This is a genomic window from Pseudomonas sp. A214, from assembly GCF_900156295.1.
GTDB lineage: Bacteria > Pseudomonadota > Gammaproteobacteria > Pseudomonadales > Pseudomonadaceae > Aquipseudomonas > Aquipseudomonas rhizophila.
On the sequence record NZ_LT707062.1, the window covers coordinates 378,539 to 397,544 of the forward strand.

Consider the following 19,006-nt stretch of genomic DNA (forward strand, 5'->3'; position numbering starts at 1 on the left):
ACAGCGGTTATGCTCAACCCTCATTTGCGACGGAAGCGCCTGTGTCTGAGCCTCTGACTGAACTGCACGACCTCTGGTTGACCGAGACGGTACGTCTGCGTGAAGAACACGCCGGCCCGCTCGAAGATCAGGAGGCCAATCGCCTGGCCCGCGCGGCGGGTGGCGATTTATCCAGCCGTATCCGTCACCGCGCCCGCTGGCTGGCCGAGCGCGACGGCCTCAGCCAGGCCTTGCATCACTGGCTGCAAGGGGCGCGCCTGGCGCTGATCATAATGGCCGTACTCGCCATCATCAGTGGCGCTGGCCTGGGCTTTGCCGCACTCGGCGACGGACACACGCCGGTCAATGTGTTCTGGGCCCTGGGCAGCCTGTTGGCGTTGAACCTGATCTTGCTTATCGGCTGGGCCCTGGGCCTGATCTTTGCGGGTGAGCAAGGTGCAGCGCTGGGACGCCTGTGGTTGTGGCTCAGCGAAAAACTCGCCCGCGATGCCAAGGCTGCGCAACTGGCGCCAGCCCTGCTCCTGCTATTGCAACGGCACAAGCTCAATCGCTGGGCCCTCGGTGCGCTGGTCAATGGTTTGTGGCTGCTGGCGATGCTCAGCGCGCTGCTCATCGTACTGATGCTGATGGCCACCCGGCGCTACGGTTTTGTATGGGAAACCACCATTCTCGGCGGTGAGACCTTCGTCGTCATGACCCAGGCCCTCGGCGCCCTGCCCGCCCTGCTGGGTTTGAGTGGGCCAACCGAAGAGATGATTCGCGCCAGTGGCGACGCCGCGCTGAATATCGAAAGCGCCCGCCAGGCCTGGGCCGCTTGGCTGGTGGGCGTGACGCTGGTCTACGGCGTGTTGCCGCGCCTGTGTCTGGCACTGTTGTGCCTGTGGCGCTGGCGTCGCGGCCGCGCCACGCTGCGCCTGGACTTGAACCTGCCAGGTTATGCCCAACTGCGGGAGCGGCTGATGCCCAGTAGCGAGCGCCTGGGCATCAGCGATGCCGCGCCCGCGCAATTGCATCAAATTGAAAGTGACGTTGGCGCGCTGCAAAGCGACGGTGCGCTGCTGGTGGCGATCGAACTGGACGACCGGCCTTGGCCACCGAAACTGCCAGGCACGGTGAAAAACGCCGGAGTGCTCGACAGCCGCGAATCGCGCCACAAACTCCTCGAACAACTGTCCCGCTTTCCTCCCGCGCGCCTGGCGATTGCCTGCGACCCACGACGCTCACCGGATCGTGGCAGCCTGGCGCTGATCGCCGAGCTGGCCCGCAACGCCAGCGCCACCCGCATCTGGTTGTTGCAGGCACCGCCCGGACAAGCGCTGGACGCTGAACGCCTGGGCGATTGGCACAACGCGCTGCAACAGTTGCAATTGCCCTTCGCGGACTCCGCGCCTTTGAACTGGCTGGAGACCGGCCATGACTGAACCCACCAAGCCGCTGAAGCTGGCCGTGGTTGGCCACACCAATGTGGGCAAAACCTCCTTGCTGCGCACACTGACCCGGGACGTCGGCTTCGGCGAAGTTTCCCACCGTCCTAGCACAACCCGACACGTCGAGGGCGCGCGACTGTCGGTGGACGGCGAAGCGTTGCTGGAGCTGTACGACACGCCGGGCCTGGAAGACGCCATCGCCCTGCTTGACTACCTCGAACGCTTGGAGCGCCCCGGTGAGCGCTTGGACGGGCCGGCACGCCTGGCGCGATTCCTGGACGGCAGCGAGGCACGACAACGCTTCGAACAGGAAGCCAAAGTGCTGCGACAATTGCTCTCCAGCGATGCCGGACTCTATGTGATCGATGCGCGAGAGCCAGTGCTGGCCAAGTACCGGGATGAGCTTCAAGTGCTCGCCAGTTGCGGCAAACCGCTGCTGCCGGTGTTGAATTTCGTCAGCAGCGCCAGCCACCGCGAGCCCGACTGGCGCGAAGCCCTGGCACGGTTGGGGCTGCACGCCCTGGTGCGTTTCGACAGCGTCGCCCCGCCCGAGGATGGCGAGCGACGCCTGTATGAAAGCCTCGCCCTGTTGCTGGAAAGCGCCCGTGGGCAACTGGAACGACTGGTCGCCGATCAACAGGCCCAACGCTTGGCCCGTCAGCAGAGCGCGAAGCGCTTGATCGCCGAACTGCTGATCGATTGCGCCGCTTGCCGACGCAGCGTAGCCAGCGATGCCGAACTGGAACGACAGGCCATCAGCGAGCTGCGCAACGCCGTGCGTCAACGGGAGCAGCGCTGCGTCGAAGCCTTGCTCAAGCTCTACGCCTTCCGTCCCCAGGACGCCGCGGCCAGCGATTTGCCTCTACTTGACGGCCGCTGGGGCGATGACTTGTTCAATCCCGACACCCTCAAACAGCTGGGTGTGCGTGTGGGTGGTGGGATCGCCGCGGGCGCAGCGGCCGGTGCCGGCGTGGATTTGCTGGTGGGCGGTCTGACCCTCGGCGCCGCCGCCCTGGCCGGCGCCATTGCCGGTGGCGCCCTGCAAACCGCCCGCAGTTACGGAAACAGGTTGATGGGCAAGCTCAAGGGCCAGCGGGAGCTGACAGTGGACGACAGTGTGCTACGCCTGTTGGCCCTGCGCCAACGGCAACTGTTGCAAGCCCTCAACCAGCGCGGCCATGCGGCAATGGACAGCATCCACATCGCCACACCCCAGGATAAAACCTGGCGCGAGGGCAAACTGCCCGAAGCGCTGAACAAGGCCAGAGCGTACCCGCAATGGTCGTCGCTTAATCCGCAGGCGCGGTTGAGCCAATCGGAACGCCAGGAACAGATCGAGCAGCTGGCTGAGCAGCTCTAGATGACACAACCCCTGTGGCAAGGGGATTTGTGGGAGCAAGGCTTGCCCGCGATGAGAGCGTCGCTACCGGTGGTTATTCGTCGGTCAATGCCCTGAGCGCCGCCGCAGCTTCTGCCAATTCCAACTCACTGAACACTTGCACCCCATGACGTTTGAGCAAGGCCGCCGTCACACCTTCACCAGGCACTTTCACGCCGCTGAACGTCCCGTCGTAGGTCAACAGATTGCCGCACGACGGGCTGTTGGCCTTGAGCACGGCGATACGGATAGCGTGTTCGCGCACCCGCTCCAGCGCTTGATACGCGCCGGACAGAAACTGTTCACTGACGTCTTCACCCTCGGTGGTGATTACCGTCGCCTGGCCGTCGAGCACCTGCGTACCTTGCCCACCGGGAATTTCTGCCGCCGCCCGAGGCGTGGGCAAGCCGCCGGCGACTTCCGGGCACAGCGGCACGACCCGACCTTCGTCGAGCCAGTGTTGAAGCTGATCGAACGGGCCACTGGCACCGCCGTCGTAGCGCACGCGGTGTCCGAGCAGGCAGCGGCTGACGAGGATCTTTTCCATGCTCAGAACACCTCGGTGCCGCGGCGCCGGAACCAGCCGGTCAAGGACAGGCGATCCCGCGCAGCAGGCAGGACTTCATGGGGGATGTCCCCCGACAGGAACACCACCAGACAACCGCCGGTGGGCACCACGTCGTGCTCCACGCCCTCGTCCAGGTACATGCGTAACTGGCCGCCATGCTCCGGCAACCAGGCGTCGTTGAGGTAAAGCACCGCCGACACCATGCGTCGATCGTCATCGCGAAAGCGGTCGACGTGCTTGAGGTAGAAGGCGCCAGGAGGGTACAGCGCGAAGTGGCTTTCGAAATCCTCCAGCCCCAGGAACAACCCGCGATTGATCGCCTCCCGCAAACTGTCCATCAACCCCAGGTAACGGTCGCACGCTTGCGCCTGGCCGGGCTCGATCCATTGGATACGATCACCCCGAATCCCTTCACGAATCTCCGAAAACGGCCCACGTCCGACCGCCGCCGGAGCCAGCTCGCCTTCGGCGGCGCGCTGGCGACATTCGGCTGCCAGGGCGCGGGTCAGCGCATCCGGCAGGAAGATATTCTGCTGCGACCAGCCGCGCTCGGCCAGGTCGTCGACGATACGTAACAGCAGTGGGTGATCAGAAGGTATTTGCATGGCGCGCATAGTATTCCTGTGCCTGCAAAACCGACAGCGCCGCGCAGCGGGTTTGTCACGCCTGATGGCGCAGGCGCAGGAACTTGATACGAATTCTCGACAAGTCCCCACACCCCACGGAGAATAGTCGGCTGCTGACAGGAGTCCCTATGCGCCGTTTGCTTTTCTCATTGTTGATGTTCTGTGCGTTGCCCGCCTGGGCAGACAGCTACGACCAGTTGTACAAGGTCGCCGGCTGGCCGGAACAACGGGCGCATTTCAATGACGCCTTGAGCGCCGCGCAGCAGCGTTACCAGAGCAGCCTGCCACCGGCAGTGTTCCAGGCACTGGTCAACAACAGCAATCAACGCTTTGCCCCCCAGGCCATGGACCAGCGGGCCGAGGCGCAATTGCGCAAGAACCTCACCGACCCAGCCCCGGCCCTGAGTTTTTTTCAGTCGCCCCTGGGCCGCAAAGTCGTGGCAGCCGAGCTGCTGGCGACCCGTCGCGACCAATTGGCGAAGAACGCCAAGGGCCTGCCGAAGATGCAAGTCAGCGACAACCGCCTATTGATCATCGGCCATCTGGCCCAGTCCCTGCCCGCCCGCGAGGCCGGCGCCGAAGTCAGCCTGGCGATCGCCGGCGTGGCGGCGGACAGCCTGAGCTCAATGATCCCCGGCCTGCTGGGTGCTGGCCAGGCCCAGGGCATGCTGAACGGTCAGCGCCAGCGTCTGATGGAGCAGATCGGCGCAGACCTGAACAACACACTGCTGTACGTCTACCGCGACCTGACGGACACCGAGCTGGAGGAGTTCGCCACCTTCGCCGAGTCGGCGGAGGGCCAGGCTTATTATCAAGCGGCCTTGGCAGCGATTCGGGCGGGGTTGGCGGTGGGGCAGACTCTCGGGCAATAGATAGATCTTCAGCGCCCCTGACACCGCTATCGCGAGCAGGCTCGCTGCCACAGGGTGTTTGAGTGAACTCAGATTTTGTGATCGTCGAAAAACCAGTGTGGGAGCGAGCCTGCTCGCGATAGCAATAGCCCGGTCAGCGCCGAACCCGGCTCATCCGCTTCGTCAGAAATCCAAACATCTCCTGCCGCATCGCCAGCGCCTCATTCGCCAGGTGATGCCGACCTTCGGGCAACATCAGCACCTGGGGCCGATCGAACTTGCTGCGCAACACTTGCAGGTTATGCGCCCAATCCACCGTCATGTCCGCCTGGCCCTGCACGATCAAGGGCTGGCGCGGGCTGCTCGGGGCGACTTCGATACGCTTGATCCATTGCCCCAACGCTCCGACCCACGCGGTGGGCAGGCGCAGCGGTTGCAACGGGTCGGCTTGCAGGAATGGCAGGAAGTCCGGGTCGGTGGAGTTCTCGCTGAAACGTCGGGCGATGCCGGTTACAAAGGGTTTGAGCAAGTAGTAACTCAGGCGCGACCAGCCCCAGGCCCGCGGCCGCACCAAGGGCGACAGCAGTATGACCTGACCTTGGGCAGGGCTGTGCTGGCCTTGGTTGAGCACGTGATCAACCACGATGGCCCCTCCGGTGCTTTGTCCGCACAGATGCCAGGGTTGCGGCAGCTCCAGCGTCCCGGCCTCGGTCAGCAGGCCTTGCAACGTGGCCTGGTACTCGGCGAAATCACCGATGCTGGCGCGCTCGCCACTGGACAGGCCGTGGCCCGGCAGGTCGCAGGCGATCACGGCGAATTTCTGCTCCAGCGCCCACTCGATCAAGTGCCGGTACAACCCCATATGGTCGTAATAGCCGTGGAACAGAAACAGCGTCGCTAGCGCTTTTTCCGGCCACCAGACCTGACCGACCAGCTCATATCCGTCTATCTCGAAACGCCCCAGGCCCTTGCGCAACGTGCGGTGAGGAAAATCCAGGCCGTAGAACCGCTGATAATCCAGCGCCTGCGCAGACAGCGGCTGCCACTGAGCCAAAGGTTGCAGGCTGGCACGCAGGTGATCGGGGTCGAAACTGACGGGCATAGGATTTCCACATAAAAGCGCAACGCGCGAAACAGACTTTGTAGGCCTGCGATATTCATCTGTCGCGCCAGGCATGGCAAGCTACGCGGCCTCAGAGGATCGACTCCATGCGCCCGTCCCACCGCACGACCTTGCTTGCCAGCTTGCTTGCCCTCGGGTGCGCCGCCGTGTTGTGGATCGCCTACGACTGGTTCCAGGGCCGCTTTCTGCGAGCGTTCAGCGAACACACGGCGGTATTTTCCGGCGACCCTTTGCGCCTCCCCCCCGGCCTGGCCGGCCCTGGCCCGATCCGTCTGGTGCATTTCTGGGATCCCGCCTGCCCATGCAACGTCGGCAACCAACAGCACCTTTCCGAGCTGGTGGAGAAATACGCCCCCCAAGGCGTCGAGTTTTATGCAGTCCAAAAAACCGGCAGTCAGGGCCAATTGCCGACCACGCTGAGCAGCCTCAAACCGCTTTCGGTGCTCCCCGGCTCAAGCCAGATTCCCGCCAGCCCGGCGGTGGCGATCTGGGATCGCAGCGGCAAACTGGCGTACTTCGGCCCCTACAGCGAAGGCCTGACCTGCAATTCGAGCAACAGCTTCATCGAGCCGATTCTCGAGGCCCTGAGCAGCGGCCGGGCGGTGAATGCGACCCACACGCTGGCGGTAGGGTGTTATTGCCCGTGGGGGCAGGACACATCCGCCAAAGAATAGGCCGCAGGGAAAATCCCCCAAGCAAGGATACGCAGACACCCGGCGGCATGTTAAACATGGGAATAAACAGCGAAACCATGGGACCGCTGTCACTCAATAAGGATTTAGCATGAAACGCACCCTCATCGCCTTCCTGTCATTGGTCGTCACCGCCATCATCGTCGCGGGCGGCTACCTCTACAGCAAGCAGCCCACCCGCCAGGGCACGGTGCAGCTGCAAGGTCTGCAAGGCTCGGTGACCGTGCGCTACGACGAACGCGGCGTGCCGCATATCCGTGCTGAAAACGAAACCGACCTGTACCGCGCCCTGGGTTATGTCCATGCCCAGGACCGGCTGTTTCAAATGGAGATCATGCGCCGCCTCGCCCGTGGCGAACTGGCCGAGGTACTCGGGCCGAAGCTGCTCGACACCGACAAACTGATGCGCAGCCTGCGCATTCGCGAACGCGCCGCGACCTATCTGACGGAACAGGACCTACAGTCCCCGGCCTGGATCGCGATGCAGGCGTACCTGGATGGCATCAACCGCTACCAGGAAACCCACGCCAGGCCGGTGGAGTTCGATGTGCTGGGCATCCCCAAGCGTCCTTTCACCGCCGAGGACACCGTGAGCATTGCCGGCTACATGGCCTACAGCTTTGCGGCCGCGTTTCGCACCGAGCCGCTTTTGACTTACGTGCGCGATCAGTTGGGCAGCGACTACCTGAACATTTTCGACCTCGACTGGCAGCCCAAGGGCGTGCTGGCCGAGACTCGCAAGAGCGGCCTGCCCCTGGCCGCCGCCGACTGGAAAGACCTCAACGCCCTGGCCCGTCTGAGTGAACAGGCCCTGGCCGAAAACGGCCTGCCGCAGTTCGAAGGCAGCAACGCCTGGGCGGTCTCCGGCAGCCGCACCCACAGCGGCAAACCGTTGCTGGCGGGCGACCCGCATATTCGCTTTTCCGCGCCGTCGGTGTGGTACGAGGCGCACCTGTCGGCCCCGGGTTTCGAGCTTTACGGGCATTACCAGGCGCTGATGCCCTTTGCGACGCTGGGCATGAACAAGGATTTCGGCTGGAGCGTCACGATGTTCCAGAACGACGACCTGGACCTGATCGTCGAACGGGTCAACCCGGATAATCCCGAGCAGGTCTGGTATCGCGACCAATGGGTGGACATGACCCGCAGCGAACAACAGATCGCAGTCAAGGGCCAGGCGCCGGTGACGCTGCAACTGCGCCAGTCGCCCCATGGCCCGATCGTCAACGACGCCCTCGGCGCCAACGCCGGCAAGACACCTATCGCCATGTGGTGGGGGTTCCTGGAAAGCCGCAACCCGATCCTCGAAGCCTTCTACCAGCTCAATCGCGCCGACACCCTGACCAAGGCTCGCAGCGCGTCAGCCAAGATCCACGCGCCAGGGCTGAATGTGGTGTGGGCCAACGCCAAGGGCGATATCGGTTGGTGGGCCGCGGCGCAATTGCCCAAGCGGCCGGCCGGCGTGCAGCCCGGTTTCATGCTCGATGGCGGCAGCGCAGAGGCGCAAAAGGAGGGCTTCTACCCTTTCAGCAGCAACCCCCAGGAAGAGAACCCGGCCCGAGGCTACATCGTGTCGGCCAATTTCCAGCCGGTATCGGTCAGCGGCATCGAGATTGCGGGTTACTACAACCTTGCCGATCGCGGCCAGAAACTCAACCTCCAACTGGGCGACAAGCAGGCCAAGTGGGACATCGAAACCACCCGCAAACTGCAATTGGGCACCACCACCGCCTACGGCCCGCGTTTGCTCGCGCCTTTGCTGCCGGTGCTGCGTAACGGGGTCAGCGACCCCCAGGAGCGCAAATGGGTGGAACAACTGGCCCAATGGCAGGGCGACTATCCGCTGGACTCCATAAGCGCCACGCTGTTCAACCAGTTCCTCTTTAACCTGGCCGACGCCGCGCTGCACGATGAATTGGGCGACGGGCTCTTCGAAACCGCGCTGTCGACCCGAGTGATCGACGCCGCGCTGCCACGCCTGGCGGCATCAGAGGATTCGCTCTGGTGGGACGATCGCACCACCCCGGGCAAGGAGACCCGTGCCGACACGGTGATGAGGGCCTGGGGCAAGAGTCTGGCGCACCTGAAGGCCACCCTGGGTGACGATGCCAGCCAATGGCAATGGGGCAAGGCGCACACCCTGACCCATGGCCATCCACTGGGCCTGCAAAAGCCGCTGGATCGGATCTTCAACGTCGGCCCCTTTGCTGCTCCCGGTACCCATGAAGTGCCCAACAACCTCTCGGCCAAAATCGGTCCGGCGCCCTGGCCAGTGACCTATGGCCCGTCCACCCGACGCATTATCGACTTTGCCGATCCGGCCCACAGCATCACGGTCAACCCCGTCGGCCAAAGCGGCGTGCCGTTCGACGCGCATTACGCGGATCAGGCCGAGTCTTACATCGAAGGGCTGTACTACCAGGCGCATCTGGCCGAAATAGAAGTGATGGCCAATACCCGCAGCACCTTGAAGCTGCTGCCGGTCGGGGCTAAGCCTTGAGCCCAATGACGGGTAACGCTTTTCATCAATCAACAGGCTTGGACGCTATTTATGGTCAAGACTGGAAGGGTTTAACAACTACCCCTTTTTATGGAGTCAACCCCATGTTCATCAACTGGTCCGAACTGCTGCCCACCATCAAAAGTGCCTTCGGCGCCCTGGGCAAAAGCAATCCGAAAATGGTCAAGGCCTACATGGCCCTGGATGAAGCCGCGGCCGATAACAACGTGCTGGATGCCAAGACCCGGGAGCTGATCTCCATCGCCGTGGCGATCACGACCCGCTGCGACGGCTGCATCGGCGTGCATACCGATGCGGCCATCAAGGCCGGCGCCACCCGCGAAGAGATCGCCGCCACCCTGGCCACCGCGGTTTCTCTGAATGCCGGCGCGGCGTATATCTACTCCCTGCGGGCGCTGGAAGCGCATGATGCGTTGAAGAAGTGAGAGGCGATCACTGAGATCTTCATTGACTGCTACGCCGCTATCGCGAGCAGGCTCGCTTCCACATTGGATTTGGGCCTGATCCCGGATTTGTGGGCAACAAAAAGACCTGTGGGAGCCTCGCTGTCCCTGGAAAGGATGGCTAAATAAACCATCCAAGACAGTTGCTCCCACAGTGACTCAGCGTCCGGTCAGACCGGCGCGGCTGCCCGGCGCGGGTCTGGCTGTTTCCAGGAGTCGGCGGCGCTTTCTTCGATGGCTTGCTGGATCGCCCGCTTGCGGTTTTCTTCGGCGCGGTGGCTGAAGTACCAGACCAGGAAAGTCACCAACGATACGGCCAGCAGGATCAGGCTCGCCACGGCATTGATTTCCGGTTTGACCCCCAGGCGTACCGCCGAAAACACTTCCATCGGCAAGGTTGTCGAGCCCGGGCCGGAGACGAAACTCGCCAGCACCAGATCGTCCAGCGACAAGGCGAACGACATCATGCCCCCCGCCGCCAGCGATGGCGCGATCATCGGGATGGTGATCAGGAAGAACACCTTCCACGGCCGCGCACCCAGGTCCATGGCCGCTTCTTCGATAGACAGGTCCAGTTCACGCAAGCGTGCCGAGACCACCACCGCCACATAGGCCGAGCAGAACGTGGTGTGGGCGATCCAGATCGTGACGATGCCACGTTCCTGGGGCCAGCCGATCATCTGCGCCATCGCCACGAACAGCAGCAACAGCGACAGACCGGTGATCACTTCCGGCATCACCAATGGTGCGGTGACCAGGCCGCCGAACAGCGTGCGACCCTTGAAATGGGTAATACGGGTCAACACGAAGGCCGCCAGTGTCCCCAGGGCCACTGCGGCGATCGCCGTATAGCAGGCGATTTCCAGCGAGCGCACCACCGAGCCCATCAACTGGCTGTTGTCCAGCAGACCGACGTACCACTTGATCGACCAGCCGCCCCACACCGTCACCAGTTTCGAAGCGTTGAAGGAGTAAATCACCAGGATCAGCATTGGCGCATAGATGAACAGCAGACCCAGCACCAGCATCAGGCTTGAAAAACTGAAGCGCTTCATTCCTTGCCCTCCATTTCTTTGGCCTGACTGCGGTTGAACAGGATGATGGGCACGATCAGGATCGCCAGCATCACCACTGCCAGCGCGGACGCCACCGGCCAGTCACGGTTGTTGAAGAATTCCTGCCACAGCACTTTGCCGATCATCAGGGTTTCCGGGCCACCCAGCAGTTCCGGGATCACGAACTCGCCCACCACCGGGATGAATACCAGCATGCAGCCGGCGATGATGCCGTTCTTGGACAGCGGCACGGTGATTTTCCAGAAACTGTTGAAGGTGCTCGACCCCAGGTCGGACGCCGCTTCCAGCAGGCTCGGGTCATGCTTCACCAGGTTGGCGTAGAGCGGCAGGATCATGAACGGCAGGTACGAGTAGACGATGCCGATGTAGACCGCCAGGTTGGTGTTGAGGATCTGCAGCGGTTCGCTGATCCAGCCCATGCTCATCAAAAAGCCGTTGAGCAGACCGTTGTTGCTGAGGATACCCATCCACGCATAGACGCGGATCAGGATCGCGGTCCAGGTCGGCATCATGATCAGCAGCAGGAGCACCGTTTGCAGGTCCGGGCGGGCCTTGGCGATGGCGTAGGCCATCGGGTAGCCGATCAGCAGGCACAAGACGGTGCTGATCAGGGCCATCTTCAGCGAGCCGAGGTAGGCGGCGATGTACAGATCATCTTCGCTGAGCAGCACATAGTTACTGAAGTTGAGCAGCACCTGCAGCTTCTGGTCGATGTAGCTGTAGATCTCGGTGTACGGCGGAATGGCCACGTCGGCTTCGGCAAAACTGATCTTCAGGACGATGAAGAACGGCAGCATGAAGAACAGGAACAGCCAGATGAAGGGCACCCCGATGACCAGTTGACGGCCACCGGGCGTTATTCGGTCGAGTCGGCGTTTGAATTTGCGCATGTTCATGAGCGAAGCACCACGCCGCTGTCGTCTTCCCACCACACGAATACCTGGTCGCCCCAGGTCGGACGCTGACCACGGCGCTCGGCGTTGGCGACAAAGGACTGCACCAGCTTGCCGCTCGGCAATTCGACGTAGAACACCGAATGGCCGCCCAGGTAGGCGATGTCATGGACCTTGCCGCTGGACCAGTTGTGCTCGCAGTCCGGCTGCTCGGCGGTGACCAGCAGTTTTTCCGGGCGGATGGCGTAGGTGACCGATTTGTCCTGCACCGAGGTACTGATGCCGTGGCCCACGTAGATGTTGCGGTCCAGGTCCTTGCAAGTCAGCACCGCGTGGCCTTCGGCGTCGTCCACCACTTCGGTCTCGAAGATGTTGACGTTGCCGATGAACTCACAGACCAGCCGGCTGGTGGGGGTTTCGTAGATGTCGATCGGGCTGCCGATCTGGGCGATCCAGCCCAGGTGCATGATCGCGATGCGCTCGGCCATGGTCATGGCCTCTTCCTGATCGTGGGTCACCATGACGCAGGTTACGCCAACCCGCTCGATGATCTCGACCAGCTCAAGCTGCATCTGCGAGCGCAGCTTCTTGTCCAAGGCACCCATCGGTTCGTCGAGCAGCAACAGCTTGGGCCGTTTGGCCAGGGAACGGGCCAGGGCCACACGTTGACGCTGGCCGCCGGAGAGCTGATGCGGCTTGCGCTTGGCGTACTGGCTCATCTGCACCAGCTTGAGCATTTCGGCCACGCGGGCGTCGATCTCGGCTTTCGGGATTTTGTCCTGCTGCAGGCCGAAAGCAATGTTCTGCGCCACGGTCATGTGGGGGAACAGGGCGTAGGACTGGAACATCATGTTGATCGGCCGCTCATAGGGCGGCATGTCGGTGATGTCTACACCGTCGAGGAAAATGCGCCCCTCCGTGGGCCGTTCGAAACCCGCCAGCATGCGGAGCAAGGTGGATTTGCCCGATCCCGAACCGCCGAGCAGGGCGAAGATTTCGCCTTTCTTGATTTCCAGGGACACATCGTCCACGGCAATCGTCTCGTCGAACTTTTTCGTGACCCGGTCGATTTTGACCAACACCTGCTTGGGTGTCTGGTCGCCCTCGAGGGCTTTCTTATAGGCGCCGGAGGCAACTGCCATTTACGAAACTCCCACAAAATTTGCAGCTCGCCCTGCGCGGACGAGCCTTGGAATAGTTAAAGCGCTTGACCCTATTTGCCTGACTTGACCCTGGTCCAGCTGCGGGTCATGACGCGCTGAATCTTGGGCGGCAGCTCGGAGTTGACGTACAGCTTGTCAACGACCGCTTGCGGTGGGTAAACCGCTTCGTCGGTGCGCACTTGCTGGTCCATCAACTCGCCGGCCTTGGGATTGGGGTTCGCATAGCCGACGGCGTCACTGACTTGGGCGATCACTTCAGGCTTGAGTAAATAGTTGATGAAGGCGTGGGCTTCTTTGACGTTGGAGGAATCGCGCGGGATCGCCAGCATGTCGAACCAGAGGTTGGCGCCTTCCTTGGGAATCACATAAGCGATCTCGATGCCCTTTTTCGCTTCTTCAGCACGTTCGCGGGCCTGGAAGATGTCACCGGAGAAACCGGCAGCCACGCAGATCTCGCCATTGGCCAGATCGGAGATGTATTTGGAAGAGTTGAAGTAGGTGACGTAAGGCCGGATCTTGAGAAGTTGAGCCTCGGCCTTCTTGTAGTCTTCAGGGTTCTGGCTGTTGGGGTCCAGGCCCAGGTAATTGAGCATCGCCGGGATCATCTCGTCGCCCGAATCGAGGAACGAAACGCCACAGCTGGAGAGTTTCTTGATGTTTTCCGGTTCGAACAGCATGGCCCACGAGTCGATCTTGTCGACGCCCAGCGCAGCCTTGACCTTCTCGACGTTGTAGCCGATGCCGTTGGTGCCCCACAGATAAGGCACGGCGTACTGATTGCCCGGATCATTCTTTTCCAGGCGCTTGAGCAGCACCGGGTCCAGGTTGGCGTAGTTGCTCAACTGCGACTTGTCGAGCTTCTGGAACGCCCCGGCCTTGATCTGTTTGCCCAGAAAATGGTTGGACGGCACGACCACGTCGTAGCCGGTACGACCGGCCAGCAGTTTGCCTTCCAGGGTTTCGTTGGAGTCGAAGACGTCGTACACCGGCTTGATCCCCGTGGCCTTTTCAAAGTCCGCCAGGGTGGTCTCGCCGATGTAATCCGACCAGTTATAAATATGCACGGTGGAGGCAGCCTGGACGCTGACGGCAAGCGTCAGTCCGGCACCGATCAGCATGGCATTGCGTAACAAAGAAAAAACAGGCACGTGGAGGTCCTCTTAAATAGTTGGGCCCAAGTTGCCCCCGTTACCTGGCAGCGATGTGCCCTGCAACAAAACCGGCGCGCAACTTACCCTCGATAAACCGATCCAGCAAAACTTTTAGTCATTTAATTATTCCCGTTGCCGCCGCCGCGATGCCGGCGACAACAGGAAGATGCCTCAGACCGGCTTACTTGCCAGACTTGATCTTGGTCCAGCTGCGGGTGATCAGACGCAACGTGCCGGCATCCAGATCACTGATTGCATACAGCTGCTTCTTCACTTCGTCAGACGGGTAGATGCTCGGATCGCTGGTGATGTCCTTGTCCACCAGTGGCGTGGCCGCCTTGTTGCCGTTCGGGAAACGTACGGCGTTGGTGATTTCAGCCATGATCTGCGGCTGCATCAGGAAGTTCATGAACTTGTAGGCGGATTCGACGTTCTCGGCGTCCTTGGGAATGGCGACCATGTCGTAGAAAGTGCCGGCGCCTTCTTTTGGAATGACGTAGCTGAGCTTGACCTTGTCTCCCGCTTCCTTGGCGCGCTCCTTGGACTGCTCCAGGTCACCGGAGTAACCCACCGCCACGCAGATGTTGCCGTTGGCCAGGTCCGAGATGTATTTGGAGGAGTGGAAATAGGCAACCGAAGGACGAATCTTCAGGAACAGGTCTTCAGCGGCCTTCAGGTCAGCCTTGTCCTTGCTGTCGGTCGGCTTGCCCAGGTAATGCAGTGCCGCCGGGATCATTTCGGTCGGTGCATCGAGGAAGCTCACGCCGCAGCTCTTGAGCTTGGCCATGTTTTCCGGTTTGAACACCACGTCCCACGAATCGATCTTGTCGATACCCAGTGCGGCCTTGACCTTCTCCGGGTTGTAGCCAATACCGATGGAGCCCCACATGTAGGGGAAGGCATATTTGTTGCCCTTGTCGCTGGCATCGCCCACGGCCTTGAGCAGGTCGGTGTCCAGGTTCTTCCAGTCCGGCAGCTTGGACTTGTCCAGCTCCTGGTAAACACCGGCCTTGATCTGCTTGGCCAGGAAGTTGTTCGACGGCACCACGATGTCATAGCCGGACTTGCCCGCCAGCAACTTGGCTTCCAGGGTCTCGTTGCTGTCGAACACGTCGTAGACGACCTTGATCCCCGTCTCTTTCTCGAACTTGGCGACCGTGTCCGGTGCAATGTAATCGGACCAGTTATAGACGTGCAGCACTTTGTCGTCCGCCTGAACAGCACTCGCCATCACGCCCGTCAGGGACATGGCGAGGAGGGTCTTGCCAGCCATCTTCATACCTAATGTCTTCATGCCTAATGCCTTCATGAAAAATGCTCCAGTTATTCTTCTTAGCCGTCGTTCAGTAGCCGGCTCGCGGGCAACTTGAACAGCCGGTAGTCTGGCAAGTTACAGGCCAGCCTTTCAACAAAAGCCCAGCCTTTTGTTTACGCCGGACGAGGCCCGTACGGGCGCCTCGCTCAGAGCCTAGCACTTAGCCTTGCAACGCACTGAGCGTCAGGTCCAGGCAGTGCCGCGCCTTGGTCACCAGCTCATCGATCTCGGCCTTGCTGATCACCAGCGGCGGCGCAATGATCATGGTGTCACCCACGGCGCGCATGATCAGCCCGTTATCAAAACAGAACTGCCGGCAGATCATGCCCACACCCCTGCCTTCGTAGCGCTTGCGCGTGGCCTTGTCCTGTACCAGTTCGATCGCCCCCAGCAAGCCGACACCGCGTACCTCACCCACCAGCGGATGATCGTTCAGTTCCCGCAGGCGCTGTTGCAAATAGGGTGCCGTTTCGCCATGAACACGCTCGACGATCTTTTCGTCGCGCAGAATGCGGATGTTTTCCAAGGCCACCGCAGCGGCTACCGGGTGACCGGAATAGGTAAACCCGTGGTTGAAGTCGCCGCCTTCGTTGAGCACCGCCACCACATCGTCACGCACGATCAGGCCGCCCATGGGGATGTAACCGGAGGTCAGGCCCTTGGCGATGGTCATCATGTGGGGTTTCAACCCGTAATGATCGGTACCGAACCACTCACCGGTGCGACCGAAACCACAGATCACTTCATCGGCCACGAACAGGATGTCGTACTTGGCGAGGATTTCCTTCATGCGCGGCCAGTAGCTGTCCGGCGGCACGATGACTCCGCCCGCGCCCTGGATCGGCTCGGCGATGAAGGCTCCCACGTTGTCCACGCCGATTTCCAGGATCTTTTCTTCCAGCTGGTTGGCCGCCCATACGCCGAACTCTTCCGGGCTCATGTCGCCGCCCTCGCCGAACCAGTACGGTTGGGCGATGTGGACAATGCCGGGGATCGGCAGGTCGCCCTGCTCGTGCATGTACGTCATGCCGCCCAGGCTCGCGCCGGCCACGGTCGAACCGTGATAACCGTTCTTGCGGCTGATGATGACTTTTTTGTTCGGTTGGCCCTTGATCGCCCAGTAGTGGCGGACCATGCGCAGCATGGTGTCGTTGCCTTCGGAGCCGGAGCCGGTGAAGAACACGTGGTTCATGCCTTCAGGGGCGATGTCGGCGATGGCTTTGGACAATTCCAGCACCGGCGGGTGAGCGGTCTGGAAGAACAGGTTGTAGTACGGCAGCTCGCGCATCTGCTGACTGGCGGCGTCGGCCAGTTCGTCGCGGCCGTAGCCGACGGCCACGCACCAGAGGCCGGCCATGCCATCGAGGATCTTGTTGCCTTCACTGTCCCACAGGTAAACGCCCTTGGCGTGGGTGATGATGCGCGGGCCTTTCTCTTTGAGCTGCTTGAAGTCGCTGAATGGCGCCAGGTGGTGATCGTTGCTCAGGGCCTGCCATTTACGGGTTTGCGGATTGTTGCCGGTCATGCGAATTCTCCTTGTAGATCGGTGGGGACGGAACTGCCTGAAGCAGTCCCGTCCGGCGCTTCAGACGGCAAAGAGCAGGAATTCCCGCTCCCACGAACTGATGACGCGCTTGAAGTTTTCATGCTCGGCCCGCTTGACCGCGACGTAGCCTGTGATGAATTTCTTGCCCAGGTATTTCTCGATGGTGGCGCTGTTTTCCATGCGCTCGAGGGCATCTTCGATGGTCAGTGGCAGGCGCAGGTTGCGACGTTCATACCCTCGCCCCACCACCGGCGCGCTCGGGTTGATGCCTTCGACCATGCCGATGTAGCCGCACAACAGGCTGGCGGCGATCGCCAGGTACGGGTTGGCGTCGGCGCCCGGCAAACGGTTTTCCACCCGACGGTTCTGCGGCCCGGCTTCCGGCACGCGCAGGCCCACGGTGCGGTTCTCTTCACCCCATTCCACGTTCACCGGCGCCGACGTATCCGGCAGGAAGCGGCGGAACGAGTTCACGTTGGGGGCAAACAGCGGCAGCAGCTCGGGGATGAACTTCTGCAGACCTCCAATGTGATTCAGGAACAGCGTGCTCATGGTCCCGTCTTCATTGGAAAAGACGTTCTTGCCGGTGTCTTTGTCGATGATGCTCTGGTGCAGGTGCATCGCACTGCCGGGCTCGCCGGTCATGGGCTTGGCCATGAAAGTGGCGGCTACGTTGTGCTTGAGCGCCGCTTCGCGCATGGTGCGCTTGAACACCAGGATCTGGTCGGCCAGGGACAAGGCGTCGCCGTGACGGAAATTGATCTCCATCTGCGCCGTGCCGTCCTCATGGATCAGCGTGTCGAGGTCCAGCTCCTGCAGTTCGCACCAGTCGTAGACGTCTTCGAACAACGGGTCGAATTCGTTGGCCGCTTCGATCGAGAACGACTGACGGCCGGTTTCCGGGCGACCGGAGCGGCCAATGGGCGGCTGCAACGGGAAGTCCGGGTCGTCGCTGCGCTTGGTCAGGTAGAACTCCATTTCCGGCGCGACGATCGGCTGCCAGCCCTTGTCGGCATAGAGCTTGAGCACTTTCTTGAGCACGTTGCGCGGCGACAGTTCGATGGGATTGCCATGCTTGTCGTAGGAGTCGTGGATAACCTGGGCGGTGGGCTCGATGGCCCAGGGCACAAGGAACACTGCGTTTTCGTCCGGGCGGCACATCATGTCGATGTCGGCAGGGTCGAGCAGTTCGTAATAGATGTCGTCTTCGACATAGTCGCCCGTAACGGTCTGGAGCAGAACGCTCTCGGGCAGGCGCATGCCTTTTTCGGCAATGAACTTGTTGGTCGGCGAAATCTTGCCCCGGGTGATGCCGGTCAGGTCGCCAATCATGCATTCGACTTCTGTGATCTTATGGTCTTTCAACCAATCGGTGAGCTGGTCGAGGTTGTTACTCATAAATGCCTCTAGGCGTGAGTTTCCTGGCTGCTATTTAGTAGTCAGGCGTTGTTTGACGCATCGGCGTCGCGTTGTGTTGCCCTTGCCCGGCAGGCATCGCCAAATGCCTGGAAAATCGCAAGGTAGTACGGGTTGGAGCTTACCTCCCATTCAGGGTGCCATTGCACACCTAAAGCAAAAGCCTTGCCTCCTGGCACCGAAACAGCCTCGATCAGGCCATCCGGCGCCACCGCTTCGGCCTGCAACCCAGGTGCCAGACGCTCGATACCCTGGCTATGGATCGAATTGACCTGAATCGCCAGCGGCAGCCCCAGCCCTGCCAGAATACCGCCAGGCTGGATATGCACAGCGTGGGCAGGACCGTATTGGACATCCACCGCTTGAGTGTCGTCTTCACGATGATCGATGAACGTTCCGACTTCATGAACTTTCTGATGCAGGCTGCCGCCAAAGGCTACGTTCATCTCCTGGAACCCACGGCAGATACCCAGCACCGGGATGCCGGCCGCTACAGCGGCGCGGATCAACGGCAGGGTGGTGGCATCCCGTGCAGGATCATGAGCAGTGCCCGGCGCGCTGGCGGGGCCCTGATAGTGAAAAGGTTCTACATTAGAAGGAGAGCCGGTAAAAAGAATGCCGTCCAGGGCGTCCAGAATATCGGACGGCGGGAACAGATCCGCCAGGGACGGAATCAGCACTGGCAAGCCCTTGGCGGCTGTCGCGACAGCCCGGGAATATTTATCGCCACTGACGTGATACGCATGCAGACCCATCTGCCTGGAGCAGGTGGTGACGCCGATTAACGGCAGGCGAGACATGAAGCACCCCGGTATTA

General features: G+C 61.5%; 17 protein-coding genes. 6 read left to right on the forward strand and 11 right to left on the reverse strand.

Annotated features, from left to right (window positions below):
• The first annotated feature begins 53 nt into the window (after window positions 1-53).
• Both BW979_RS01650 and BW979_RS01655 read left to right on the forward strand, forming a co-directional pair.
• Complete coding sequence (locus tag BW979_RS01650; RefSeq protein WP_076386495.1) at window positions 54-1,421, forward strand: DUF2868 domain-containing protein; 1,368 nt, start codon at window positions 54-56, stop codon at window positions 1,419-1,421.
• The gene (locus tag BW979_RS01655) at window positions 1,414-2,787 is read left to right on the forward strand and encodes a GTPase/DUF3482 domain-containing protein (protein WP_076383045.1); all 1,374 of its coding nucleotides are present in this window, start codon (window positions 1,414-1,416) and stop codon (window positions 2,785-2,787) included. The genes BW979_RS01650 and BW979_RS01655 overlap by 8 nt, the downstream gene beginning before the upstream one ends.
• A 73-nt stretch (window positions 2,788-2,860) precedes the next feature.
• Here BW979_RS01655 and BW979_RS01660 read toward each other — a convergent pair whose 3' ends face one another.
• Window positions 2,861-3,352 carry a DUF523 domain-containing protein gene (locus tag BW979_RS01660; protein ID WP_076383046.1) on the reverse strand — a complete coding sequence of 164 codons (492 nt, stop codon included), beginning with the start codon at window positions 3,350-3,352 and terminating at the stop codon, window positions 2,861-2,863.
• A 2-nt stretch (window positions 3,353-3,354) separates the two neighbouring features.
• Entirely contained in the window at window positions 3,355-3,987 is a 633-nt protein-coding gene (locus BW979_RS01665) for a 2OG-Fe(II) oxygenase (protein ID WP_076383047.1), read from the reverse strand.
• A 140-nt stretch (window positions 3,988-4,127) separates the two neighbouring features.
• Here BW979_RS01665 and BW979_RS01670 point away from each other — a divergent pair, with 140 nt between their 5' ends.
• Window positions 4,128-4,871, forward strand: a complete 744-nt coding sequence (locus tag BW979_RS01670; RefSeq protein WP_047226045.1) for a DUF2059 domain-containing protein — start codon at window positions 4,128-4,130, stop codon at window positions 4,869-4,871.
• Between the two features lie 133 nt (window positions 4,872-5,004).
• Here the strand turns inward: BW979_RS01670 and BW979_RS01675 are convergent, their stop codons facing one another.
• A complete protein-coding gene (locus tag BW979_RS01675) occupies window positions 5,005-5,952 on the reverse strand; it encodes an alpha/beta hydrolase (RefSeq protein WP_076383048.1) in 948 nt (315 codons plus the stop codon).
• 107 nt (window positions 5,953-6,059) lie between these two features.
• On the opposite strand from BW979_RS01675, the gene BW979_RS01680 reads away from it, so the two are divergent.
• The 3 genes from BW979_RS01680 to BW979_RS01690 all read left to right on the forward strand — a co-directional run bounded on the left by BW979_RS01680 (window position 6,060) and on the right by BW979_RS01690 (window position 9,611).
• Window positions 6,060-6,647 (forward strand): DUF6436 domain-containing protein, encoded by a 588-nt coding sequence (locus tag BW979_RS01680; RefSeq protein ID WP_047226047.1) that lies wholly within the window; start codon window positions 6,060-6,062, stop codon window positions 6,645-6,647.
• A gap of 109 nt (window positions 6,648-6,756) precedes the next feature.
• Entirely contained in the window at window positions 6,757-9,165 is a 2,409-nt protein-coding gene (locus BW979_RS01685) for a penicillin acylase family protein (protein WP_076383049.1), read from the forward strand.
• Between the two features lie 104 nt (window positions 9,166-9,269).
• Window positions 9,270-9,611 carry a carboxymuconolactone decarboxylase family protein gene (locus tag BW979_RS01690; RefSeq protein WP_047226049.1) on the forward strand — a complete coding sequence of 114 codons (342 nt, stop codon included), beginning with the start codon at window positions 9,270-9,272 and terminating at the stop codon, window positions 9,609-9,611.
• 188 nt (window positions 9,612-9,799) lie between these two features.
• Here the strand turns inward: BW979_RS01690 and BW979_RS01695 are convergent, their stop codons facing one another.
• The 8 genes from BW979_RS01695 to BW979_RS01730 all read right to left on the reverse strand — a co-directional run bounded on the left by BW979_RS01695 (window position 9,800) and on the right by BW979_RS01730 (window position 18,989).
• On the reverse strand, window positions 9,800-10,684 hold the full coding sequence (locus BW979_RS01695; RefSeq protein WP_047226050.1) for an ABC transporter permease subunit: 885 nt from the start codon (window positions 10,682-10,684) through the stop codon (window positions 9,800-9,802).
• The gene (locus tag BW979_RS01700) at window positions 10,681-11,601 is read right to left on the reverse strand and encodes an ABC transporter permease subunit (protein WP_047226051.1); all 921 of its coding nucleotides are present in this window, start codon (window positions 11,599-11,601) and stop codon (window positions 10,681-10,683) included. Before BW979_RS01700 ends, BW979_RS01695 begins: the two co-directional genes overlap by 4 nt.
• Window positions 11,598-12,740, reverse strand: a complete 1,143-nt coding sequence (locus BW979_RS01705) for an ABC transporter ATP-binding protein (protein ID WP_047226052.1) — start codon at window positions 12,738-12,740, stop codon at window positions 11,598-11,600. Before BW979_RS01705 ends, BW979_RS01700 begins: the two co-directional genes overlap by 4 nt.
• 71 nt (window positions 12,741-12,811) lie before the next feature.
• Window positions 12,812-13,879, reverse strand: coding sequence for a polyamine ABC transporter substrate-binding protein (locus BW979_RS01710; RefSeq protein WP_076386497.1), 1,068 nt, complete (start codon window positions 13,877-13,879; stop codon window positions 12,812-12,814).
• Window positions 13,880-14,093: 214 nt separating this feature from the next.
• Window positions 14,094-15,206 carry a polyamine ABC transporter substrate-binding protein gene (locus BW979_RS01715; RefSeq protein ID WP_076386499.1) on the reverse strand — a complete coding sequence of 371 codons (1,113 nt, stop codon included), beginning with the start codon at window positions 15,204-15,206 and terminating at the stop codon, window positions 14,094-14,096.
• Window positions 15,207-15,387: 181 nt separating this feature from the next.
• Window positions 15,388-16,752: an aspartate aminotransferase family protein gene (locus BW979_RS01720; protein WP_047226055.1), complete on the reverse strand. Its 1,365-nt coding sequence runs from the start codon at window positions 16,750-16,752 to the stop codon at window positions 15,388-15,390.
• 60 nt (window positions 16,753-16,812) lie between these two features.
• Entirely contained in the window at window positions 16,813-18,171 is a 1,359-nt protein-coding gene (locus tag BW979_RS01725; RefSeq protein ID WP_047226056.1) for a glutamine synthetase family protein, read from the reverse strand.
• Between the two features lie 41 nt (window positions 18,172-18,212).
• Window positions 18,213-18,989, reverse strand: a complete 777-nt coding sequence (locus BW979_RS01730) for a gamma-glutamyl-gamma-aminobutyrate hydrolase family protein (RefSeq protein ID WP_076383050.1) — start codon at window positions 18,987-18,989, stop codon at window positions 18,213-18,215.
• Window positions 18,990-19,006: the final 17 nt, after the last annotated feature.

Bases quoted from the DNA above. Each gene is read 5' to 3' on its own strand.
- BW979_RS01655 (WP_076383045.1), top strand. From the start codon at position 1,414: ATGACTGAACCCACCAAGCCGCTGAAGCTGGCCGTGGTTGGCCACACC.
- BW979_RS01660 (WP_076383046.1), bottom strand. From the start codon at position 3,352: ATGGAAAAGATCCTCGTCAGCCGCTGCCTGCTCGGACACCGCGTGCGC.
- BW979_RS01665 (WP_076383047.1), bottom strand. From the start codon at position 3,987: ATGCGCGCCATGCAAATACCTTCTGATCACCCACTGCTGTTACGTATC.
- BW979_RS01670 (WP_047226045.1), top strand. From the start codon at position 4,128: ATGCGCCGTTTGCTTTTCTCATTGTTGATGTTCTGTGCGTTGCCCGCC.
- BW979_RS01675 (WP_076383048.1), bottom strand. From the start codon at position 5,952: ATGCCCGTCAGTTTCGACCCCGATCACCTGCGTGCCAGCCTGCAACCT.
- BW979_RS01680 (WP_047226047.1), top strand. From the start codon at position 6,060: ATGCGCCCGTCCCACCGCACGACCTTGCTTGCCAGCTTGCTTGCCCTC.
- BW979_RS01685 (WP_076383049.1), top strand. From the start codon at position 6,757: ATGAAACGCACCCTCATCGCCTTCCTGTCATTGGTCGTCACCGCCATC.
- BW979_RS01690 (WP_047226049.1), top strand. From the start codon at position 9,270: ATGTTCATCAACTGGTCCGAACTGCTGCCCACCATCAAAAGTGCCTTC.
- BW979_RS01695 (WP_047226050.1), bottom strand. From the start codon at position 10,684: ATGAAGCGCTTCAGTTTTTCAAGCCTGATGCTGGTGCTGGGTCTGCTG.
- BW979_RS01700 (WP_047226051.1), bottom strand. From the start codon at position 11,601: ATGAACATGCGCAAATTCAAACGCCGACTCGACCGAATAACGCCCGGT.
- BW979_RS01705 (WP_047226052.1), bottom strand. From the start codon at position 12,740: ATGGCAGTTGCCTCCGGCGCCTATAAGAAAGCCCTCGAGGGCGACCAG.
- BW979_RS01710 (WP_076386497.1), bottom strand. From the start codon at position 13,879: ATGCTGATCGGTGCCGGACTGACGCTTGCCGTCAGCGTCCAGGCTGCC.
- BW979_RS01715 (WP_076386499.1), bottom strand. From the start codon at position 15,206: ATGAAGACATTAGGTATGAAGATGGCTGGCAAGACCCTCCTCGCCATG.
- BW979_RS01720 (WP_047226055.1), bottom strand. From the start codon at position 16,752: ATGACCGGCAACAATCCGCAAACCCGTAAATGGCAGGCCCTGAGCAAC.
- BW979_RS01725 (WP_047226056.1), bottom strand. From the start codon at position 18,171: ATGAGTAACAACCTCGACCAGCTCACCGATTGGTTGAAAGACCATAAG.
- BW979_RS01730 (WP_076383050.1), bottom strand. From the start codon at position 18,989: ATGTCTCGCCTGCCGTTAATCGGCGTCACCACCTGCTCCAGGCAGATG.